This is a genomic window from Paenibacillus azoreducens, assembly GCF_021654775.1.
In the GTDB taxonomy this organism is placed as follows: Bacteria; Bacillota; Bacilli; order Paenibacillales; family Paenibacillaceae; genus Paenibacillus_AQ; species Paenibacillus_AQ azoreducens.
Genome location: NZ_AP025343.1, coordinates 643,184 through 665,655 on the forward strand (window position 1 = coordinate 643,184; position 22,472 = coordinate 665,655).

The window sequence follows — 22,472 nt, forward strand, 5'->3', positions numbered from 1 at the left end:
AATATGGCACAGCCGAAACAAACGGCAATGCATCCCTATATACCGAACATGATCCCGGAAGTGCAGCGCCAGATGCTGGACGAAATCGGGGTGGAACGAATCGAGGATCTGTACCGGATCATTCCGGATGAGCTGAAGCTGAAAGAGCAAATGGATTTGCCGCCGGCTTTATCCGAGCTGGAGCTGAGACGTCATGTTGAGAAGCTGCTGAATCGGAACCAAAGCACGCAGGATGTCCTCAGCTTTCTCGGCGCCGGCTGCTGGCCGCATTTCATTCCCGCCGTATGCGACGAGATCAACCAGCGTTCCGAATTCGTAACCGCCTATGCAGGCGAACCTTATGAGGATCACGGCCGTTTCCAGGCTTTGTTTGAATACCAGAGCCTGGTGGCGGAGCTGGTCGACATGGATGTCGTCAACGTGCCGACCTTTGACTGGGCGCAGGCGGCATCAACCTCACTGCGGATGGCGGCCCGGATGACCGGACGCACGGAGGTGCTGCTGGCGGGGACCATCGACAAAGACAAGCTGAAAATCATTGCCAACTACATCACGCCGGATTTGACCTATAGGCTGGTGGATTTTCATCACGAATCCGGGGAATTAAACCTGCAGGATCTGCGCAATAAAATGACGGGCAACATCGCAGCGGTCTACTTTGAAAACCCTACTTTCCTTGGCACGATCGAATCGCAGGGACAGCAAATCGCGGACATCGCGCATGAGGCGGGGGCGATCTGCGTGGTGGGCGTGGACCCGATTTCCCTCGGCGTCCTCAAGCCGCCGAGCCAATACGGCGCGGACATCATTTGCGGCGATCTGCAGCCGCTCGGGATGCATATGAATTACGGCGGCGGTCAGGCCGGCTTTATTGCGACGCGGGACGAAGAGAAATACGTCATGGAGTATCCGTCGCGTTTGTTCGGCATCGCTCCGACCATCGTTGAAGGCGAATACGGCTTCGGGGATGTAGCCTATGAACGGACGTCGTTTCACGACAGGGAAAAAGGCAAGGAATCCGTCGGCACCCAAACGGCCCTATGGGGCATTACGGCCGGGGTTTACCTGGCGCTGCTCGGGCCTTACGGCATGCAGGAACTCGGGCAGACGATCATGCAAAAATCCCAATATGCGGCCACACTGCTCGGGCAGATCGAAGGCGTCACAATTCGGCTGCAGTCCCCGTTTTTCAAGGAGTTCGCGGTGGATTTCTCGCAAACCGGCCTGACGGTAGAAGAGGTTCTGAAGCAGCTGCGCGCGGAAGGGATACAGGGCGGACGGGATTTATCGTCTGACTTTCCCGAACTGGGCGAAAGCATGCTGCTTTGCGTAACCGAGGTCCACAGCCAGGAGGAAATCGAACTGCTGGCGGCAGCGCTTGGGCGCATCTGCAGCCGGGAAACGAAGGGAGTGAACAGCCGATGAAGCGCATTATCAGAGAGCGGAAGGTACGCAATTTTCATCAGGCCAAATGGGATGAGCCGGTCATATTCGAACTGCATAAACCTGGAGAACGCGGCGTAGAGGCTCCGCAGGCTGAATCTGCGATAGAGGCGGCCGTTGGAGACGGCATTTCGTCCATCCCGGAAAACATGAAACGGACGGGACTTCCGGCTTTGCCGGAAATCGGCCAGGCCAAAGTGCTGCGTCATTACCTGCGCCTGTCACAGGAAACGCTGGGCTCGGACTTTAACGTGGAGATCGGCCAAGGCACCTGCACCATGAAATATATTCCGCGCGTCAATGAGATGATGATCCGTACCCCGAAAATGATGGATCTCCACCCGCTGCAGCATGAGGATGACGTTCAGGGGATTCTTGAGATCTATCATCGCCTGGATTTGGCCATGCGGGAAATTTCCGGGATGGACCGCTTTTCCTTCCAGCCAAGCAGCGGCACGCAGGCTTTGCTCACGATGGCGTCCATTGTCCGGGCCTATCATGATTCCAGGGGTGAGGGAGAGCGGCGCAACGAGATCATCACGACGATGTTTTCCCATCCGTCGCAGGCGGCGACCGCTGTCGTCAAGGGTTATAAGATTATCACGGTCATGCCGGATGAAGACGGTTTTCCGGATATCGAGCAGCTGAAACGCGCCGTTTCCGACCGGACGGCGGGATTTGTGGTCGCGAACCCGGAGGATACCGGCATCTTTAATCCGCGCATCCGCGAATTCACGGATATCGTGCATGCCGCTGGCGGCATCTGTTATTACGACCAGGCGAACGCCAACGGCCTGCTGGGAATCACCCGAGCGAAGGAAGCCGGATTCGATATGTGCTTCTTTAATCTTCATAAAACCTTTGCGGCGCCGCATATGTGCGGAGGTCCGGCAACAGGCGCGCTCGGCGTCGTCGAAGCGCTCGCCCCGTTCCTGCCAGGCCCCGTCGTCAGCCGTAACGGAGACCGTTATGAGCTTGAAGAGCCGGGAGATCTCAGCATCGGGAAAGTGCGCAGCTTTCATGGCGTAGCCCAGACCGTGCTGCGGGCGTATGCCTGGATCCGCAGTTTAGGGGCGGACGGACTGCTGAACGTGGCCCAGGCGGCCGTGCTGAACAACAATTATCTCTATCATAAAATCCTGCAGATTCCCGGAGCTTCTGCGCCTTACATTAAAGGCAGCCGGCTGGAGCAGGTGCGTTACAGTTGGCAGAAGATGACCGAAGACACCGGGGTGACGACCGAGGATGTCACGCGCCGGATGTGCGATTTCGGATTGCATTACTGGACCAGCCATCATCCGTATGTGGTACCGCAGCCGTTTACGCTCGAGCCGACGGAATCTTACTCCAAGGAGGATCTCGACGAGTATATTCAGGCGCTTGCGCAGATTTCCCGGGAAGCCTACAGCGAGCCGGAGACGGTGAAAAACGCGCCGACGCGCAGCACCGTGCACCGCATCGACGATTCCAGCTTCGACGATCCCGCCAAGTGGTGCATTACGTGGAGAGCTTATTTGAAGAAAACGGCTTCGCCGCAAACGGAGGCATGATAGGAAAGAGGATTGCTGATAAACAGGACTGCTGAAAAAGAGGGCTACTGATAAACAGGACTGCTGATAAAGAGGGCTACTGATAAATAGTGGCCCTCTTTTTTTAAATATAAGACTTCCATGCCGCTTCGCGGCACCACTGATGGATGAAAATTTTGTCCATACTGCTACTATGGCTGGCGAAGGTAGGTCGTACTTTCTTGGTGTCTCGAACCCGTATATAAGACGGACCACAACGACCCGGTGCATCGCAGATTGTTGCTCCTTCGGGAAGCACGCAGGGCAGAATAACCCTTTTTGGTAGTTGCACCAGCCTTAAAATCACCCAGTCGTAAGGAGAAGTACGTATGGAAGTGTTAATCGAACGTTGCTGCGGTCTGGATGTTCACAAGAAGAGCATCACCGCCTGCATTATCACCCCTCAAGGAAAGGAGATTCGAACATTTGCTACAATGACCCGAAACCTGATTGAATTGGTAGACTGGGTCAAACAACACCGTTGCACCCATGTCGCGATGGAAAGCACCGGAGACTACTGGAAACCGATATATAACCTGTTGGAATTGGAAGAACTCAAGCCCATGGTCGTGAATGCGCAACATATTAAATCTGTCCCTGGACGTAAAACGGATGTCAAGGATGCTGAATGGATTGCCAAGCTGCTGCGGCATGGTTTGGTGCAAGGAAGCTATATTCCGGACCGAGATCAAAGGGAACTGCGAGAGGTGATTCGTTACCGGCGAAGCATTATTGAAGAACGAACGCGTGAAGCGAATCGGCTTCAAAAGGTGCTCGAAGGCGGCAACATCAAGCTATCCTCAGTCGCTTCCAACGTACTCGGGGTTTCCGGACGAAACATGTTGGAAGCCATAATTAACGGTGAAACCGATGTCTCTGTCTTGGCCGATTTCGCCCAAAAGAAACTAAAGCTGAAGAAAGAACAGTTGAAACTGGCGCTGGAAGGGCGACTTGGCCCTCATCAACTGCTCATGATCGAGAAGCAGCTCGCCCATATCGATTATCTGAACGAATTGATCACCGAATTGGATACAGAGATCGATAAACGTATGGCCCCTTTTGCTGAGGACCTGAAGTTATTGGATTCGATCCCCGGTGTCGGTAAACGAACTGCCGAACAAATCTTGGCAGAGATCGGTACGGACATGTCGCGGTTTCCAACCCCTGGCCATTTATGTTCCTGGGCAGGGATGACTCCAGGTCACGATGAAAGCGCGGGGAAGAAAAGGTCAGCCAAAACACGAAAAGGAAACAAAAAACTGCGAAGTGCCCTAACTGAGGCGGCGCGGGCGGTGACACGTAAAAAAAATTCGTACCTGGCAGCCCAGTATCATCGTATTGCTGCACGACGCGGAAAAAATAGAGCCGCAGTCGCCGTAGGACATACCATTCTAACGATCGTACATATCTTGTTAACGCGAAAACAAGAATATGTGGAGCTTGGCTTTGATTACTTTGATAAGCGAAAGCGTGACATCTTGATTAACAACTCGATTAAGAGACTAGAGTCCCTTGGACTTACAGTCAGCATTCAAGAACAAACGGCTTAAGCGGTTCAAACCCATTTTTTAAAAAAGCAAGTTACTGGGGTTAGTTTCGTATTGCCAAAAACGGCTTTTCTAACGATACTACGAGCTGATAATTTTCAGGGCAGAAAGTATAAGCTGCGCATATCTCTGATCTTATATTTCTCCCGGAATTGCTTAAAACTTCGCTCTTTAGTGAGTGAGGATAAAACTTTTCCGGATGAGCGTTTGACGTTTCGATACATAGGCTACATCTGAGGATGCGTGTCGTCATCGGCGAACGTATACAGTCTTTGAAGAGGCCGACGAAGGCGTTTCTCCTTTAGATATCAAGATTTGCGAAACTCAATTCCAGACGCTCCAGGGAACAATATATAGACGAACTAAACTGTTGCAATCTATACATTACGCCCCCTGGATCAATATATAGACGAACTAAACCGTTGCAATCTAGACATTGCTTGATTGAATCCATTTCATCATCATCTCTAACGAAACGTGACATCGCTATTTGCAACAAAAATGGCCTTTTGAAATTTTAACGAAACAGGGTATTGTTATTAAGCTCAAAGGTGGCTTGCAAGCCCGATTTTACCCCAAATAACGATCTGTAGTTTCGTTAGATTTCATTTGCTCTTGTTTTTGCGGCAATAACGCTCCGTAGTTTCGTTAGAAAAACCTAGGTGGCAGCTTTTTTCCAAAAAGCTTTCAGCTTCGCTAGAAAATTCCCCTCCCAGGTTCAATTTTCTAACAAGGATCTTCTATAGATGATGAAACCCTCTTGACTGTTTCTAATCTCTTTCTTTCATTCTACTTATACAGAAGTCGCTTATTGGGTTTTTGCAAAATCCTTGTGAGTTTGGACACGCCGAATAGGGCCTTGGAATGGAACTATTTTTCTAACGGACGCCATGGACGTTATTTCGCTAAAAGTGGCGGTTTTCAAAATGTAACGGACACCACAGCGCTTAATTGCCCCAAAATCCGCTAAAAATTAGTTTCTTCGCAAAATAGGTGCATCTGTGACCGTTAGAAATCAAAAAGCTCGAAATTTGCCCCGATAGCGGCCGCTGTGTCCGTTAGAGTTTTGCAGTGGATTTGGTCCTCCGATGGCGCTGCCTACGCTGGCCGCTTGCATGCAGTTCCCAACGCACGGTGAGCGGAGGTCAACCGCCAAACAGATTTTTGTGCAATGATTCCATACTGCTGGGATTGTTTTATCTCTGGCATATTTTCGTCAACGTAACGATCATGCCGTGCTTTTTAATCCTGGTTTGCATAATTCCATGGTTGAAAATTAAACAGGGGGGAATTTCAAGGGTAGTTAGCAGTGCCTTCCAAATCCAGTATGAAAAGAGGCAAAGACAGGGAAGACTTTTAAGATTTCAATTCACCTTAAATTCACGCTGTAAGATTATCTGTACCAGTACAGATGGTGTTTTCTTTTATTGAAGCAGAGAGGCAGAGCCCATTAAAATCAAGGCAAGGACCTTAATGAATTGGCTTTGCATGCAGGCTGGAAGGAATATAGATGATGAATTCAACAACGTATTTTACCTTTGACGAAGGGGCAGCTTCGATGATAACAACAAGTATTGGCGAATTCATGCGCAATTGCAACCGAACTGGCAACTGTACTAGGAACTGTACTAGCAAACGTACTGGCAACCGCACTGGCAATACTAGCATCTGCCTCCGGAATGAAAGGAAGTGGGGGGAATGAAAAAGATATCCTACCTGCTTCTTATCAGTATCAGCCTGATTTGGGGGTCGCAATTTTTCCTGGTCGATCTGGTCATTCACTCGATCCCTCCGGTCACGTTAGCGGCTGTCAAAGCTATCATTGGCGCAGGAACGCTCGCTTTGCTTTATATATTTTCGGGGCAGGGACGGAAGCGGGAGCCGGTGGGAAGGAAACAAAGCAAGTCGCTCTGGGGAAGCTTCGTTTGGATCGGCCTGCTTGAAGCCGTCATTCCTTTTATCCTGATCGGATGGGGACAACAAACGGTAAGCAGCAGCATGGCCGCCATTTTGATGGGGACTATTCCGATTTTTACGATTTTATTCGTCAAGCTGTTCGTCCCCGGGGAAACCATTTCTGCATCCAAATGGATCAGCGTGATTGTCGGCATGGTCGGCATTGTCATCCTGTTTGCCCCTGATCTTGGTTCCTCTTTTCATGCTGGAAATATCGCCGGCGACTTGGCGTTGGTAGGCGCTGCCGTCAGTTTTGCGGGTTCGCTCATTCTGATCAAACGGCTTCCGCCTATGTCCTCCATCCTTGCGATGCGGAATGTGCTTGCCGCTGCGTCCGTCATCCTGGTGCCGCTTGCGTTTTTGCTGGAAGATCCGCTTCATGTAGCCCTAACGCCGACACAAATCCTTGCGGTCATCATTTTGGGCAGCTTCCATGCGGGTATTGTATATATGCTTTACAATCTATTGATTCAGCGGGCAGGTGCCACGTTTGCATCCTTAAACAATTATTTAGTCCCCCTCATTGGCATCGTTCTTGGCGTAACTGTTCTGGGAGATTCTTTGACATGGAACGCAGTGGCGGGGTTAGCCGTTATTTTGCTTTCGCTGGCATTAGGCGGGTTCGAAAAACAAAAAAGGCCGTGATGTCACGGCCTTTCCTTGTGCAATGAAAGATAAAGGGATTTCTCTAATACATCTGACCTTCCTGTATTCACCCGATTTTGATTCCGAATGCGATCCATCTTCTATCGATGTCTTCAATGACGAATTCTTTATTGTTGTAATCCGTGCTTTCTAGTGAGCGGATGATTTTGACACCGGAGTTCATGAGTTCTTCTTGAAGTTCTTCGTGATTTTTAGTGATAAAATATGCATCATACCCATAGCCGTATAATTCTCTATTCGGTATGACCTTTTGCCCGTTGGTTTGGGTTAAAATGATTTCGGTAGCATCGCGGTATAAACAGATATGGGGCTCTCTGGCATCCAAATACCGGACGGCTCTAAATCCCATATGCTGCTCATAATACTCCGCGGTTTTGATGATGTCGAGTGTCGGGAACACGCAGTGGGACATTAATAATAGATCTTTCATTTTAGTCTCCTTCTATCTGAAACAGGCAGTGTAAAATTTACATTTCAGATCTAAGCCCCGTTTGTTCTATATAGCTCAGTATTTTTGCGCCCCTTGACCCGTCAAATCCCCTATTGCAGCGCCTTCGGCACCGGAACGGCAATCAGTTTGCCTGTATCTTTGGCTTGAATAATCAGCGTATTGCCTGAACGCAAAGTCGGGCCGTAGTTACGTGAGCCGGTGTTCACCGTAAAAACGGAAAATGTCGTTTGCAGGTTATATCCATGAAGGACCCCGTCGCTTTGTCCGATGTAAACCCCGTTGCCGTAAATATCGGTTTGAACGGGCGGGTTGTCTGTCCGGAAGTTGAATGTCATGCTGTCTGCGAGTTTCATGCCCGTAATTTCCGGTTTGCTAGAGTTCTTGAAAAAGACCCTATTGTCATGCACGGAACCGATGATATCTTTATCGGTATTATCTACATTCCATGTTTTGAGCGGTTTTCCGTCCTTTTTGTAGGCTGTAATGTCAAATTTCATCACGGCTCTGTCTGTGGCGATATAGAGATCTTTGCCGTTTAGGATTGCAGAACCGCTGCCCCCTTGGTATGGCGGCTGACTTTTCAAGGTCCAGCTGTAGGTCTGGGTTTCTTTTGTCTTTCCTGTCTTGGCATCCAACACGGCGATGTTCAGTTCGCGTTTGGGATCGGCATCATCAAAAGAATATTGATCAGCGATAGAGTATACAAGTCCGTTTTGAATGGTTAATGGTGCATATTGCTTGAATTTCTTCCAGAGTATTTTGCCTGTTTTCAGATCAATGGCGTCCAGTTGGGAAGAGGTAAGGGCGCCTTGCACCCAATAAGTAACATAAAGGATTCCATCTGCTTCCGTAGCGACCGTCCCCTGATTTTCAGCTTGATCTTCAACGGCCTTCCAACGCTGTTTGCCTGTGGCGGCATCCAGTGCAATGAAGGCATTTTTGTTGCTGACAAGCACCGTGTCTTTGATCACAACAGGCGCGTTCGCATCGGTGATTCCTGCGGCGCTTTTCCATACCTGTTTGCCTGTTTTTGCACTCACCGCATATACCTGGCCGGAATCGGTCACTCCGTAAACGACTCCATTCAGATAGGCAGCGCCTGGGCGGAGCTTGGAGCCGTATGTGAACAGCTTCTTGCCGTTTTGGACATTCAAGGCCACCAGTTTCCCGCCCTCAAAGGTGAACAGGAGACCATCCCCCGATACAACGCTGCTCGCATTTTTATCGAAGGAAGCTGTCCAGAGCGGTTTTTGCAGAGGGGCTTTTATCGGATCTCCTGCCGAGAAACTCTCCGAGACGATGGGAGCATCGGCATATATTACAGGCAGATTAAGGCTGCCAATCGAAATGGCCGCAAGCGCAGCGATGATTCCGGCACGGACAGGTTTGAATTTTGTTGTCATTTTTAGCACTCCTTTTTCCAAAATTTCATTTGTAAGATTCAAGGATGGATTTTAGCATCAACGCTTCATTCTTAAAGGGAACAATTTAAGTATGGTTAAATTATTCCAAACATTTATATTAGACGCTAATTAACATGGTAAAGTTTCTGCCAGCCATCGTCCAAATTTCCGGGGAGAGCGAAATATTGGATTGTGCAACGGATTGCGGGTGTTTTATGCTATAAGGTGTAAGCTTTAACATATGATGGAGGTGGGCAGGCGCATGCCCATACAACTTGCGTTTCGGAAATATGCAGCCCTGATGGAACGAAAGCCTCCATATATACGTATCAAAATGACATATGAGTAAATTTAGAAACAGGGGTGGATATAAGATGGGCAATGATATGAACGTGATTTTGCTGGAGAAAATGCCAAACGGCGAGCTGCGTGAAATCGAGGAGCGGGGCTGGAGCATGAATATGGTTGCGGCGCTTGAGCATGTCAATTATCTCGTCGTTCGGGGCGAGGAATATGAAACGCTTGAAGGCCGATTGAATGTGGATGAAGGCAAGCTGGAGCTTTTGCTGGTCCGGATTCGCGGATAAAATCAGCTTGCTTTAGCGAAAGCAAGAAAGGAGGAGCAAACATGAAGAACGAGCAATCAAAGCAGCAGCAAGACGAGGGAAACCATACATCAAAGCTGTTTAATCCGGAAGGCAAGCCGGTCAGGGTGCTGTCCACGTCGCTTGGCGTAGCGCTGCTTGCGAACGCGTTTTTGCTTGCGGGCGGCGTGACGGCTGAGGGCGCTGGTTCCGGCACGGCGGGGGGAACCGCGGAGCAACCCAAGCTGGTGGCCTGGTCCAATGATGAAGTGAAAGCTTATTTTGATCAAAATGCAGATTGGAACATCCCGCTTCCCGAAGAAAAGGAAAAGGAAAACGGAACGCAGACCGGGACCGCAGGGAATGCCGGCAGCAGCGGAACAACGGTGGTCAACAATTACCACTCCGGTTTTGGCTGGAATGATTTGCTGCTGTATCATTTTCTGTTCAACAGCGGATCGGGTTATCATCCGAGCACTTATTATGACAACCGCCAAACTTATTATACCGGCACTTCGCAAAGCTACAAACCGCGTTCCTATTCAAGCGGCGCGTTTCAGAATAAATCTGTCGTCGGATCGAGGGTTACGCCGAAAACCTCCAGATCGACAGGTTCGATCGTCCGGCGCGGCACATCGGCCAAATCCGGCAGCATCGGGGGCAAATCGAGCGGCTTTAGCTCATCCGGGTCGCATTCCAGCTCACGGGGCGGGTTCGGCGGATGACAGGCAGCGTATTCGAAGTGCTTGAGCCGGGACGGCATAACCGGCAGGACCGCGTAAAAGAGCTTGGCGAGATGGGATTTACCTGGGCCAATCTTGAGGATGAAGAGTACTGGCTGGATCAATTGGTTGTCATGAACAGAACTACGTATGAGGAACTTGAAGAGGCGTCCGCCCGGCTGTGGCGCATTCTGGATCGGACGGTACGTTATGTGCACGGCAACCGGGTATTGTATGAACTTATCGGGATTCCGCCGATTTTATGGGATATGCTTGATATTTGCCCGCTACCTGACGAGAATGTGATCAGCCGGTATGCGCGGTTTGATTTTGCCGTCGCGCATGACGGAAGCATCAAGCTGTATGAATTAAACGCGGATACGCCGACGGGTTACGTCGAAGCCTCAATCGTCACGCCTTGGATGTGCCGGGAGGCCGGCATCGATTCACCCAATGTGCGGATGAAAGACCTTGTCGCGGCAGCTTGGGGCGTGGAGCGTCCGGATACGGCGGCCTGTGTCGCATATGGCGAACATCTGGAGGATTCGGGGACCATCGATGCGCTTGTCCGGCATAGCGGCCTGGATATCCGGTGCGTGGATTGTCTGGAGCTTTCGATCGACGAGGGAATCGTCAAGGACGGCAGCGGACGCGAGATCAAGCGTATGTTTGCTCTTTACCCCAAGGAATGGATGGCGGTTGACGACGGGGGAGATGCGCTTAGCTTTTCGATCGAAACCGGCAAGCTTACGTTATTTAATTCACCGCACAGCATCCTTTTGCAGTCCAAAGGATTGATTGCCGCCGTTTGGGGGCTGTTCGAGCTAGGGCTGTTATACACCGAAGAAGAACGCCAGACGATTGAAAAATACATTTTGCCGACCTATAACAAACCGGTTTTCTCGGGGAATTATGTTTCCAAATCCATGTTCGGACGCGAAGGCGGATCCGTGCAAATGTTCGGCAGCGACGGGGAGTTGGAAATCAAAGACGAGGACGGTTTTGACACCAGCGGGATGTTCCCGTCGGTGTATCAAATGAGGGCCAATCTGCCGGAAATCGCCACAGCTGCGGGCAGCCGCCGCCTGTTGACGGGGATGTTCGTGATTAACGGGGAGCCCTGCGGGCTGCTGGGCAGAGCCGGCGGTCTGATTACAGGCAATACGAGTCAGTTTATAGCGATCGGAGTGAGATAGATGAATCATGTGCGGAAAAGCAAACGCCGCCTTGGCGGATCAGGCTTTAGGCTTGCCGCCGTTCTGGCCCTGTCCTTGTTGGCCATGCTGCTCTTGAATGCCTGTTCCGACAACGAAAGTTCCTCGGAAGAAATGCAGAACGAGTCATCCCGCGTGCCGTGGGATTACCGGGTGATCGAGGGTACCGTCGGGGATTTGATCGGCAGCGACATGACGATTTTGCCGGATAACGAATTAATACCTAATGATGAAAACTATGCGACAGGGGATAAAATCTGGGCCCTTCAGTATATGGATGCCGAATTGACGACGGATGCGAACCAGCGCAGCAACGTCCATCTGTCCTCCTGGAGTACGATCAAAACGTTCAAAACGCAGGAAGATGCCGAAAAAGACATGGCAAACCTGAAAATTCCGGTTACGACGGAAATTGATCTGGTTGGCGTATATAAAACGCAGTATAAAGATAAAACGCGGAACTTTGCCGTGCTGGAGCTGCCTTCGGGAAACCGGATCAAGCAGCCGATCGATGACGCGCGGTATAAGGAATTGGAGAAGAAAAAGAAAGTTTCGGTCAAGCTTGAAGAAATACATGATTTTGCCGATTACGATACGGCTTATGCAAAATTCAGGGGGTGGGCGAGTTGACCGTCGTTTTAAATCTGGTCGTGAGCGTGGCTGTGATCATCGTGCTTCAGCTTTTGGGGATGGTGATTTTCAGCTGGATGACGCCATTTAAAGATATGGAGGAATTAAAAAAAGGAAATGTGGCGGTAGGACTCGCTCTGGGCGGCAGATTTCTGGCTACGGCCATCATCCTTGGCGTTGCGGCGTTTACCAATACATCCATTTGGTTTTTGGCGTTGTGGTTTGCCGTTGGTTATGTCTGCCTGATCTTGGCATATTGGATTTTCGATCTGGCGACGCCAAGCTTTAAAATCTCCGAATGCCTGCAGCAGGGCAATGTGGCGGTAGCGACGCTGCTGTGCATGGTGTTTATCGGCACGGCGTTTGCGGTGAGCAGTTTGATTGTGTAGCACGTAGCAATGCAAAAAAAGGATTCGCCCGGCGGCTTGTGGAAGCAAGTTGAACGGGCGTTTTTTGCTTGATGGACATCATTTGTTGGCCGCCCTTTAAGCTATATAAGTTGAACCAATGATTTGCACGGATGTAGGCAGCCGGGTGAAATGTTCTTTCGTTCGCTGTTGCTCCCGGATTTCTTTGATTTATACTAAATTCATGGTTGAAATCCGATCACAAAGCGTATGCTTACGATGCTAGCTTTCCTTCGGAAAGCTTTTAGGCGAACGCTTCGCTTCTCCGTAAATCTTTCTCCCTCTTGCCTATTCCTTATGCTTTTCTTTAGTTCAACTTATATAGACACCGCCCAGACAAGACACCTCCCGGGTAAAAGGCTCTCGCAAAACGCCGTCCTAGACGAAGCCTTCGCTTAACGGACACAGCGGCCGCTATTGAGGGCAATTCCGGCTAATATGATTTTTAACGGACACAGATGCAGCTATTTCGTGGAAAATCCCGCATTTACCTGTGTTTGGAGCATATAAGCGCTGTGGTGACCGTTAGAATTTCAAAACGGCTATTATTAGCGAATTAACGTCCGTGGTGTCCGTTAGAAAAATATCAGTATGCGAGGAGGAGTTCGGTGGATTTACGTCCTTATAAAAACTTGTCGATATTCCTGGCTGCAAACATTTTGATGTTTGGCTCATTTTGTGTCCGCCTGGTTTTGGATATCCAGCTTCAGCTTCTACCGGTACTGGCATGGCTTTCTTTTCTCGTCTGCTTAGGCAGTTTGACGGGGATTCTGTTCGTGGGAGCCGATTTGGTGACAAGAAAGCAGGACTGCTTTCAGGGGAAAGTTATCAACAAGGAAGGCCGGATCGTCCATATTTTAACGACGGAAGACAGGCTGAAACGGCTTAGGTTAAACCAGACCTGGGTGCGCGAAAGGCTGGAGGCCGATCAAAAGGTGGAATTTAGGCTTACCCATTTTACGAAGATGCCGGTGAGCATCTCCATATTGGAGCCGCCTGCGCAGAAAGAAATGGAGTAGACGCGGGGTAGAAGGGGAAAAGACATCCCGCCTAATTTTTCTCGAAAGGATGCATGCAGCATGAATCAATCCATATACGAAAACTGGAATGGCCATCGGATCAAGCTGACCTGGATACCAGGGGAGGAGAAGCCTGGCCCTGCGCTGGTAACAAGTGTACACGGGATTTGCCTGCATCAGGGTCTTGTGCTCGCCGTACATGTACAGGGCCGAGGGTACAACCTGCCGGGAGGCCATGTGGAGCCGGGGGAGACACCGGAGGAGGCTTTTCACCGGGAAGTATTGGAAGAGGGCAGCGTTAAGGGAAAGATCGAATATCTCGGAAAAATGGAAGTCAGTCATGAAGAGAATGCGCTGTTTGACCCGAATGGAAAATATCCGATGGTCGGCTATCAGTTGTTTTACCGGATGGATGTGACCGAGCGTTTGCCTTTCAACCGTGAGCATGAGAGTTTGTCGCGGATTTGGATCGAGCCGGAGGAACTTGGTTATGTCGTAAATGAGCACGAATTGATCGGCTTGGTGCTTAAGAAAGCACTGCAACGGGATGTGAATCAGTCGCATTTCCGGAAACGGTAGACAAGCTGTATTACAGACACGCTGGATATATTCCAGTCCGCGAGCAAAATAACAACTTTTACGTTAACGGCATGATGATGCCGCTATATTTTTACTCATTAGGGATTAGGATTGTCATTTCTCTATTTTGCCTGACTGGAATTCATAGTTTCGAATCAGCATCCCCTGTGCTCTTCTCATCCCAAGCCCCTCATAGAATTCCTGAAGATCCGGATCGCACAGCAAGTCAACCATGTAGATATCTTTCAGCTTGTCGAGCATCTGCCGGGTCAGTTCTTTTCCGATTCCCTGTTTCTGATAGGCTGGAACGACCTCCAGCAAAGGAATATAGGCGGTTAGCACCCCATCGGATAACGCTGTAATAAAACCGACAACCTCACCGGTATGGTCATCGATGGCGAGCATGATATGCGCAGCATTTTGAAGAATTCGCATGAAAACGGCATTCGAAGGCGGATTGGGCCATCCGTCGAAAAAACCTTCCGCAAAGGATGCTTCGGTAATATTTTGCATATGGTCCTGATATCGAATCATAGGGATTTCCTCCTTGAAGATAGGTGATTTTGAAATATTGGGGATAAAAATACGTTTCTCAGAATCTACTACAAATGATTGGAGAAATCAAAAGCGAAGATACGAGATAATTGGGGATTTTCGCGAGGGCTATCAATGGAAACAACGGTTATAACCGTTTTTTAGATAGCGGTATGGATTCGTTATTGATATGATAAGTAGAATATTATTTGGAAGTTTTTGCACTTTGCACTTTTCGTTTCTTGAAAAAAATATTTTACCTATGGAGTGGATGATATGTTGGAAGAAGCGATTGTCGCCGTTGAAGAATACCGCAGAGTGATTAATGAAGGTAATGTAGAGGAGGTAAACACCTGGATTTCAAATGAATTTATCGGTTATTTCGGTTATTACCCGGACAGGGATTACGAGATTTACCGGTCCGAGTATTATAAAACGGATAATATTGAAACGTTCGCCGCATATGAGGGGAAGCAGCCTCATTGGGAGTATAAAGACCTTGCCCGGAATATGCGTACAGACAACGAGCTGATCATCTCGGCGATCGTGGATTTCAGCCTTCATGGCAAAAAGGTCGCCAGCGTGCTGGCTATGGAAGTATACCGCAAGGAAAAAGGAGCGTGGAAGCTGTACAGGCAGCATATGGAGAAATATGCGGAAGTCTAACCTGGCACAGCTTGGCTCCTCTCAATTCATATAGAGGTGATCCGAATGGAACATATAACGAAAATAGAAGATTGGATGATTGAAGTTGACATCCCGCGGATGCAGGCCGCCATGGAATCCGGAGAGACAAGCTCCGAGGAAATCGTACGAGCTTACTTGAAGCGGATCGACCGGTATGACGGCAAGCTGAGATCGGTGATCGAAATCAATCCGGAGGCATTAGAGATCGCACAGGCGCTGGATAAGGAGCGGCGTGAAAAAGGAAGCCGCGGGCCGCTGCACGGCATTCCCCTGCTTCTGAAGGACAATATTGATACTCATGATGCGCTGCATACGAGCGCCGGTACGCTTGCCTTGGCAGGGAATGTGGCGGCGCAGGATTCGTTTGTGGCGGCACAGCTTCGCAAGGCCGGGGCGGTTTTTCTCGGGAAGGCGAACATGACCGAATGGGCCAACTTCATGGCCAGCGAGATGTGGGCAGGATATACCACCCGCCGTGGACTTTGCCTGAATCCGTACGGCCCCGGCGAGCTGTTCGTCGGCGGCTCCAGTTCGGGCTCTGGCGCTGCCGTGGCGGCGAACCTGGCAGCTGCTGCAGTGGGGACGGAAACATCCGGTTCGATCATCAGCCCGGCGAGCCAGAACATGGTGGTCGGCATCAAACCGACAGTTGGGCTTGTCAGCCGCTCGGGCATTATTCCGATTACGCACACCCAGGATACGGCCGGCCCGATGGCCAGAACCGTCACCGATGCGGCCATTTTGCTGGGGGGAATGACCGGCCTGGACGAACGGGATGAGGCAACCCAATCGAGCAAAGGGCATTTCTTAACGGATTATACGCCTTTTCTGGATGCCTCGTTTCTGAAGCAGGCGCGGATTGGCATTCCGCGGTTTTATTTCAGGGATCTTGATCCCGACAGATTGGGGATTCTCGAAGCCGCCATTGAAGCGCTCCGCAGCGAAGGGGTAACCATCGTCGACCCGGTGGAGCTGCCCTGCCAGGAGACTCAGTGGAGCTGGCATGTCCTCCATTACGAATTCAAAAAAGGGGTCAACGATTATTTGGCTCCGTTGCCGGATAACATTCCTGTTCATTCATTGTCTGAGGTTATCGCTTATAACAAGGAACATGCCGAGCAGTGCCTGAAATACGGGCAAAATGTGCTCGAGGCTTCCGAGGCGACCAGCGGAACGCTGACGGAACCGGAATATCAGGCTGCGCTCCGCCTGAATGAAGAAATGTCGCGGTCCAAAGGCATTGATTATGCGCTTGAAACTTATAACCTGGATGCGCTGCTGTTTCTGGGCTGCGACGAGGGAGACGATATCGCGGCCAGAGCGGGATATCCGGCGATTACAGTGCCGGGCGGTTGGGCACAAGAGGGAATCATCGCTCCTGGCGGTTATATCACGAAAGGCCCGGTGGGAATTACCTTTATCGGGACTGCATACAGCGAGCCGACGCTGATCAAGATCGCGTACGGCTATGAGCAGGCGACGAAGCATAGGGTGCCGCCGGAGATGGAGAAACTTGTTGAGGCATAACAGTGAATTGGGATATGCTGAAAGAACATTAGGCTGCAAATCCGGTACACCTTCCCGCAAGAGACCTTCCGGCTGTTGCAGAGATGACCTGATTAGAAATCATTCATACCTATGATGGATGAAAAAAAGAGCGTTAACCTCTGCTATTCCGGAAATGGCCTTCATTTACCGGAAGGCAGGTTAAGGCTCCTTAAGCCTTATCTATTTGATTCGGTTTTTACGCATTCGCCGTAAAAAAATGATCAAAATAATGGATGCCGATAATAACACGCTTGTATTCAGCCGCTGAGAGTGCAGCAAAAATAATCAATGGACATTCACTCCATTCCGTAATGGATATTATTTCCATTCCACCTCTTTTTCTCCTGGAACAAAAGAGCCCTTTGAACAGATTAAGCTCAAGTTCCATCCCCTCATGATTATCGCGGACCGCTATGGTCGTTGCGTCCTCTTTTATTCTCAATTTAGCTTAAGCTGGAGGTTATCTTCTTATCTTCCCACCCAATGATGATCGGAATGATTTTTTTGTGCTGTCACATTTTTAGCCCAGTTGTTCGTTGTATAGAGTGAAAGGGGGGGAGAGGGCTTGAATGACGCGGAGTTAAGTCAGATCATCGCAGAGGTGCTGGATGGGAACACGGCAAAATTTGAGAAGATTATGGAGAAATACCAAAAACCGATTTTTCTCTATTGCTATCACATGCTGGGTAATTACACCGAAGCCGAGGATAACGCGCAGGAAGTATTTTTGAAGACATTCCGCAATTTGCGGAAATATCAGAGTGAGGTCCCTTTTGGAGCCTGGTTGTACAAGATTGCTTATCATCAATGCATCGATATCATCCGCAAGCGGAAGCTGGTGAAATATTTGCCTTTCTTTTACCGGGACGATAAGGAAAATAAAGATGTCGACTTGCAGATTGAAGCCAACTATTTTGATGAATCCGTGCATCAGGCCATGGCAAAATTAACGGCGGAAGAGCGGAACTTATTAATTTTACGCTGTGTCGAGGATAAGAGCTACCGGGAGATTGGTTTGATTTTGGGCAAAAGCAGCGCAAGCCTGCGCAAAAAATACGAACGTACGGCTGCAAAATTCCGAAAGTATTATGCTCAGGCGAAGGAGGTGGGAGTGTATGAATATGGACAAGGATCGGGATTTGAAAAAACTGTTTAATGACCCGCGCATTCCCGACGCCGACTTGACAGGAAAGGTCATGAGGATTTTGCATACCGAACCTAAAAAAAAGGAGAGATTTTTTGTGAAATATAAAGTTGCTTTGACTGCGGTTGTAGGGATGATGTTAATGGCCTCCACGGGTTACGCGGCCGTTCAGTATAATTCATTGTCGAATAAGGATGGCGAGGTCGTATATGAGACGAAATCGGCGAAAGAGATGGGAACAGAATCGAATGAGGACAGGAAGCATGGCGAAGAATTTTATGCTCTTAAGGAAAAGGTGCTAAAGAGCGGTGAAGCTGGACTGTTCTATCTGGTTGCCAATAACCCGAATCATAAAACAGATCTTGGGACGAAGATGATGCCATTCCAAAATCTCACTCAATTGCGCGATAAGATTACGGATAAATCCGTTAAGATTCCAGACAGTGTCAATGGAAATTATACATTCAAACAAGCGGATGTGATGTTTAGAAATGCTCAGGAAGTAAATCCACCTTCACCGGAAGAAAAAAAGGCGCTTGCGGAAAAACTGAGAAAGCAGGCGGAAGAATCCAAGCAGGGATATGCCATGATGCCGGTTGAAATGACAAATCAGTTTTTCATTCTCCATGCTACGTATCAAAATGGAGAGGATGAAATCGGGGTTACTGTCACTAATGTGAGTGGAAAGGACAAGAACGCTGGATTGTATATTGACGAGGAAGTTGAGTTTAAGCAGGAGAAGGTTCAAGTGAAGGGAGTAGAAATGCTGTATACAGATTGGGGTCGTTCAAAGACGCATGATCTGAGATGGGTATACCAGAGCCCAGACAAAAAGGTGAAATACGTCTATGATATAAGTGGGGACATAGATAAAGTAAGTAAAGAAGCCTTGATGAAAATTGCTGAAAGCTATTTGGAATAAAAATTATTAAACAAGCATTTTGCAAAATTCTGAAATAAAAAACGGGAACCTGCTTCAAAGCGAATTGGAGCGGGTTCCCGTTTCTTTTACATATCAAAAACTTCCGGGGTTCCCGCAAAGTAATCGGAATAAGCTTCAAAGGCTACACGTCACTCAGTATTTTTTGCTCCGCAAAAGCGCCTCTCCTCGAGAGGCGTCGGACTTCTTTCCGATACTCTCAGTACTTTTACTTTGCAAAAGCGCCCTTCAGGCGTCGGACTTCTTTCCGATACTCTTTGTGGGGTTATTTTAACCGGTCGGATCCGGGCTGCGCGCCTTATGATTGAATCGGTTCAAGAACAAGGGGGCGGCACGGTCTTTTATCCTTAATTTACCTTAAGCTGCAGGTCGTTTTTTGTCGTCATATCCCATGATTACCGGAATAATTTTTCATGTTGTCACATTTTTGGACCAGCTGTTCGTTGTATAGAGTGAAAGGTGGGGAGAGGGCTTGAATGACGCGGAGTTAAGTCAGATCATCGTAGAGGGTTTCTCTACTGTTATCACATGCTGGGAAATTGCACCGAAGCCGAGGATCACGCACAGGAGTATTTTTGAAGACATTCCGCAATTTGCGGAAATATCAGGGTGAGGTCCCTTTTGGCGCCTGGTTGTACAAGATTGCTTATCATCAATGCATTGATATGATCCGCAAGCGGAAGCTGGTGAAATATTTGCCTTTCTTTTACCGGGACGATAAAGAAAATAAAGATGTCGACTTGCAGATTGAAGCGGGCTATTTTGATGACCTGCGCATTCCCGATGCCGACTTGACAGGAAAGGTTATGCAAATATTGCATACTGAACAAAAAACAAAGGAGAGATTTTTCATGAAATATAAAGTTGCTTTGACTGCGGTTGTAGGGATGATGTTGATGGGCTCCACGAGTTACGCAGACGTGCAGTATCATTCTTTGAAGAACAAGGATGGCGAAGTCGTATATGAGGTGAAATCGACGAAGACGCAAAAGTCCGGAAAAACAGAATCGAAAGATGAAATAGCGCGTTTCAATGCATTTTTTGAACTTAAGGAGAAGGTGCTAAAGAACGGGGAAGCTGGGCTGTTCTATATGGTTGCCAATAACCCGAATCATCAAACAGATCTTGGAACGAAGTTGACTTCATTCCAAAATCTCTCTCAATTGCGCGATAAGATTACGGATAAATCCGTTAAGATTGCAGACAGTGTTAATGGTAATTATAAATTCAAACAAGCGCAAGTGCTCTTTAAAAATGCTCAGGAAGTAAATCCGCCTTCTCCGGAAGAAAAAAAGGCGATGACGGAAAAGCTGAGAAAGCAGGCAGAAAAGTCCAAAAAGGGATATGCCATGATGCCGGTTGAAATGACAGACCAGTATTCCAACATCTGGGCCACGTATCAAAATGGAGAGAATACAATCGAGGTTACGATCACTAATCTGATCGAGAAAAAGAATGCAATAAGTCTTATTGACGAGAAAGTTGAATTTAAGCAGGAGAAAGTTCAAGTGAAGGGAGTAGAAATGCTGTATACAGATTGGGGGCCTTCAAAGACGCATGATCTGACATGGGTATACGAGAGCCCGGACAAAAAGAAAAGATACGTCTATAATGTCCAGGGAAACATGGATAAAACCAGCAAAGAAAACTTGATGAAAATTGCTGAAAGCTATTTGGAATTTATAAATAGTAAATAAAAAAACGGGAATCCCCTTCAAAGCGAATTGGAGAGGGTTCCCGTTTCTTTTACATATCAAAAACTTCCGGGGTTCCCGCAAAGTAATCGGAATAAGCTTCAAAGGCTACACGTCACTCAGTATTTTTTGCTCCGCAAAAGCGCCTCTCCTCGAGAGGCGTCGGACTTCTTTCCGATACTCTCAGTACTTTTGCTTTGCAAAAGCGCCCTTCAGGCGTCGGACTTCTTTCCGATACTCTTTGTGGGGTTATTTTAACCGGTCAGATCGGGCTGCGCGCCTTATGATTGAATCGGTTCAAGAACAAGACCGGCCATATTGCGGCGGATCAAGTCGCAAGAATCGTTAAACAGCTTGGTTTCTTCCTCATTCAGCCTCAGCTCCAGCAGCTCCTGAATGCCTTCGCTGCCGATGATCGCCGGTACGCCTGCGCATACGTCGCGCTGACCGTATTCCCCATCCAGGATCGCCGATACGGCAATGATTTTATGCTCGTCATTGAGGACGGCGCGGGTAATATGGGCGATTGCGCTGCCGATTCCGAAGTGGGTGGAGCCTTTGCGGGTGAAAATTTCCCAGCCGGCGTCTTTGGTTTTGCGGGCGATATCGTCCAAATCCAGATGTTTGAAGCGCTCAGGATGCTGCGCCAAAATATCGAGGATAGGTTTGCCGCCGATCGTCACATGCGACCAGGCCACAAATTGCGATTCGCCGTGCTCTCCTAACGCATAACCGCTTACGCTGCGCGGATCGACGGAAAAGACATCCGACAGCAGCGTTTTCAGCCGCGATGTATCGATAGAAGTCCCCGAACCGATGACGCGGTGGCGCGGAAAGCCGGTCAGCTTCCAGATCATATACGTCACGATATCCACCGGATTCGCGGCCGTAATAAAAATGCCTTGAAATCCGCTTTCCACGATCGGCACGACAATTTGGCGGGTAATTTCCGCGGCTTGCTCGAGTACGTCCATCCGGTTTTGCCCCGGCTTCGGATTCGCTCCGGCTGTAATGATAACGACGTCCACGTCGGCGCAATCGGCATAGGTGCCTGCATAAATGCTTGTCCGCGTATGGGTGAAATCAATGCAGTGCGACAGGTCCAGCGCCTGTGCCAGTGCCCGGTCATATGTGCGGTCAATCATCATGATTTCGTCGCAGATCGATTGGTTGATCATGGAGTAGGCGCAGCTGGATCCGACCATGCCGGAGCCTACGATGGCGACTCTTCTTCTTTTGCGTTTCATACTTTATCCGCTCCTTTATGAATATTGTACACAAGAAAATTGCAAAAATCCCATGATGAACAAAAGCAACCCAAAATCAGACAAGGTAATGTTAGGCGATCTGACAAAAACAATGTGTCGAAAATCACAAGGAGGCCCAAGACGCTTTGATACGCTGAAGATGTCAAAGAAAATCAAGGTCAGCAAAGGCTAAAGTCCCTTTATCCCGGCCAAGAAAGGGTGAAGTGATGTGAAAACTTATACTTGCGTGGACAAGGACACCTGCATCGCCTGCGGCGCTTGCATCGTTGTTGCTCCGGATATTTTTGATTGCGATGATGAAGGGCTGGCTGAAAATATTCTGCCTGGAGACCAGAATCTCGGCATTGTAGAGGTCCCTGAAGAATTATTGGACAGTCTGGATGAGGCGGAAGATGGATGCCCAACATCATCGATTCGAGTATCCGCAAGTCCGTTTCAAGATCCGAAATCCGAAAAATAAAAAGGGGG

General features: G+C 48.9%; 22 protein-coding genes. 17 read left to right on the top strand and 5 right to left on the bottom strand.

Annotated features, from left to right (window positions below; genetic code table 11):
- Positions 1-3: 3 nt before the first annotated feature.
- The 4 genes from gcvPA (at position 4) to L6442_RS02715 (ending at position 7,159) form a co-directional block, all read left to right on the top strand.
- Positions 4-1,425: an aminomethyl-transferring glycine dehydrogenase subunit GcvPA gene (gene gcvPA, locus L6442_RS02700; protein WP_212978279.1), complete on the top strand. Its 1,422-nt coding sequence runs from the start codon at positions 4-6 to the stop codon at positions 1,423-1,425.
- Entirely contained in the window at positions 1,422-2,993 is a 1,572-nt protein-coding gene (gcvPB, locus tag L6442_RS02705; RefSeq protein ID WP_212978278.1) for an aminomethyl-transferring glycine dehydrogenase subunit GcvPB, read from the top strand. The genes gcvPA and gcvPB overlap by 4 nt, the downstream gene beginning before the upstream one ends.
- Positions 2,994-3,340: 347 nt before the next feature.
- Positions 3,341-4,561: an IS110 family RNA-guided transposase gene (locus L6442_RS02710; protein WP_212981629.1), complete on the top strand. Its 1,221-nt coding sequence runs from the start codon at positions 3,341-3,343 to the stop codon at positions 4,559-4,561.
- Positions 4,562-6,256: 1,695 nt separating this feature from the next.
- The gene (locus tag L6442_RS02715) at positions 6,257-7,159 is read left to right on the top strand and encodes a DMT family transporter (RefSeq protein WP_212981183.1); all 903 of its coding nucleotides are present in this window, start codon (positions 6,257-6,259) and stop codon (positions 7,157-7,159) included.
- Between the two features lie 67 nt (positions 7,160-7,226).
- Here the strand turns inward: L6442_RS02715 and L6442_RS02720 are convergent, their stop codons facing one another.
- Positions 7,227-7,610 (bottom strand): VOC family protein, encoded by a 384-nt coding sequence (locus tag L6442_RS02720; protein ID WP_212981182.1) that lies wholly within the window; start codon positions 7,608-7,610, stop codon positions 7,227-7,229.
- A gap of 110 nt (positions 7,611-7,720) precedes the next feature.
- Positions 7,721-9,034, bottom strand: coding sequence for a PQQ-binding-like beta-propeller repeat protein (locus tag L6442_RS02725; RefSeq protein ID WP_212981181.1), 1,314 nt, complete (start codon positions 9,032-9,034; stop codon positions 7,721-7,723).
- Between the two features lie 374 nt (positions 9,035-9,408).
- Between L6442_RS02725 and L6442_RS02730 the strand changes: the two genes are divergently transcribed.
- The 7 genes from L6442_RS02730 to L6442_RS02760 all read left to right on the top strand — a co-directional run bounded on the left by L6442_RS02730 (position 9,409) and on the right by L6442_RS02760 (position 14,189).
- A complete protein-coding gene (locus L6442_RS02730; RefSeq protein ID WP_194233098.1) occupies positions 9,409-9,621 on the top strand; it encodes a hypothetical protein in 213 nt (70 codons plus the stop codon).
- A gap of 41 nt (positions 9,622-9,662) precedes the next feature.
- On the top strand, positions 9,663-10,343 hold the full coding sequence (locus L6442_RS02735) for a hypothetical protein (RefSeq protein ID WP_212981180.1): 681 nt from the start codon (positions 9,663-9,665) through the stop codon (positions 10,341-10,343).
- A complete protein-coding gene (locus tag L6442_RS02740; RefSeq protein WP_212981179.1) occupies positions 10,340-11,536 on the top strand; it encodes a glutathionylspermidine synthase family protein in 1,197 nt (398 codons plus the stop codon). The genes L6442_RS02735 and L6442_RS02740 overlap by 4 nt, the downstream gene beginning before the upstream one ends.
- On the top strand, positions 11,537-12,184 hold the full coding sequence (locus L6442_RS02745; protein ID WP_212981178.1) for a hypothetical protein: 648 nt from the start codon (positions 11,537-11,539) through the stop codon (positions 12,182-12,184).
- Positions 12,181-12,573: a DUF350 domain-containing protein gene (locus tag L6442_RS02750; RefSeq protein WP_212981177.1), complete on the top strand. Its 393-nt coding sequence runs from the start codon at positions 12,181-12,183 to the stop codon at positions 12,571-12,573. The genes L6442_RS02745 and L6442_RS02750 overlap by 4 nt, the downstream gene beginning before the upstream one ends.
- Positions 12,574-13,199: 626 nt before the next feature.
- The gene (locus tag L6442_RS02755; protein WP_212981176.1) at positions 13,200-13,610 is read left to right on the top strand and encodes a hypothetical protein; all 411 of its coding nucleotides are present in this window, start codon (positions 13,200-13,202) and stop codon (positions 13,608-13,610) included.
- Between the two features lie 60 nt (positions 13,611-13,670).
- The gene (locus L6442_RS02760; protein ID WP_212981175.1) at positions 13,671-14,189 is read left to right on the top strand and encodes an NUDIX domain-containing protein; all 519 of its coding nucleotides are present in this window, start codon (positions 13,671-13,673) and stop codon (positions 14,187-14,189) included.
- 114 nt (positions 14,190-14,303) lie between these two features.
- Here the strand turns inward: L6442_RS02760 and L6442_RS02765 are convergent, their stop codons facing one another.
- A complete protein-coding gene (locus tag L6442_RS02765) occupies positions 14,304-14,723 on the bottom strand; it encodes a GNAT family N-acetyltransferase (RefSeq protein WP_212981174.1) in 420 nt (139 codons plus the stop codon).
- A 276-nt stretch (positions 14,724-14,999) separates the two neighbouring features.
- On the opposite strand from L6442_RS02765, the gene L6442_RS02770 reads away from it, so the two are divergent.
- Both L6442_RS02770 and L6442_RS02775 read left to right on the top strand, forming a co-directional pair.
- Positions 15,000-15,389, top strand: a complete 390-nt coding sequence (locus L6442_RS02770; RefSeq protein ID WP_212981173.1) for a DUF4440 domain-containing protein — start codon at positions 15,000-15,002, stop codon at positions 15,387-15,389.
- Between the two features lie 45 nt (positions 15,390-15,434).
- Positions 15,435-16,937, top strand: a complete 1,503-nt coding sequence (locus L6442_RS02775) for an amidase family protein (protein ID WP_212981172.1) — start codon at positions 15,435-15,437, stop codon at positions 16,935-16,937.
- 217 nt (positions 16,938-17,154) lie between these two features.
- Here L6442_RS02775 and L6442_RS32790 read toward each other — a convergent pair whose 3' ends face one another.
- Positions 17,155-17,286, bottom strand: a complete 132-nt coding sequence (locus L6442_RS32790) for a hypothetical protein (RefSeq protein WP_272880316.1) — start codon at positions 17,284-17,286, stop codon at positions 17,155-17,157.
- Positions 17,287-17,523: 237 nt separating this feature from the next.
- Between L6442_RS32790 and L6442_RS02780 the strand changes: the two genes are divergently transcribed.
- The 3 genes from L6442_RS02780 (at position 17,524) to L6442_RS02790 (ending at position 20,739) form a co-directional block, all read left to right on the top strand.
- Positions 17,524-18,114 (top strand): RNA polymerase sigma factor, encoded by a 591-nt coding sequence (locus L6442_RS02780; protein WP_212981171.1) that lies wholly within the window; start codon positions 17,524-17,526, stop codon positions 18,112-18,114.
- Positions 18,074-19,024: a DUF4367 domain-containing protein gene (locus L6442_RS02785; RefSeq protein ID WP_212981170.1), complete on the top strand. Its 951-nt coding sequence runs from the start codon at positions 18,074-18,076 to the stop codon at positions 19,022-19,024. Before L6442_RS02780 ends, L6442_RS02785 begins: the two co-directional genes overlap by 41 nt.
- Before the next feature lie 593 nt (positions 19,025-19,617).
- The gene (locus tag L6442_RS02790; protein WP_237100189.1) at positions 19,618-20,739 is read left to right on the top strand and encodes a DUF4367 domain-containing protein; all 1,122 of its coding nucleotides are present in this window, start codon (positions 19,618-19,620) and stop codon (positions 20,737-20,739) included.
- Between the two features lie 278 nt (positions 20,740-21,017).
- Here L6442_RS02790 and L6442_RS02795 read toward each other — a convergent pair whose 3' ends face one another.
- Positions 21,018-21,983: an L-lactate dehydrogenase gene (locus L6442_RS02795; RefSeq protein ID WP_212981169.1), complete on the bottom strand. Its 966-nt coding sequence runs from the start codon at positions 21,981-21,983 to the stop codon at positions 21,018-21,020.
- A gap of 229 nt (positions 21,984-22,212) precedes the next feature.
- Here L6442_RS02795 and L6442_RS02800 point away from each other — a divergent pair, with 229 nt between their 5' ends.
- Positions 22,213-22,464, top strand: coding sequence for a ferredoxin (locus L6442_RS02800; RefSeq protein ID WP_194233083.1), 252 nt, complete (start codon positions 22,213-22,215; stop codon positions 22,462-22,464).
- Positions 22,465-22,472 lie beyond the last annotated feature (8 nt).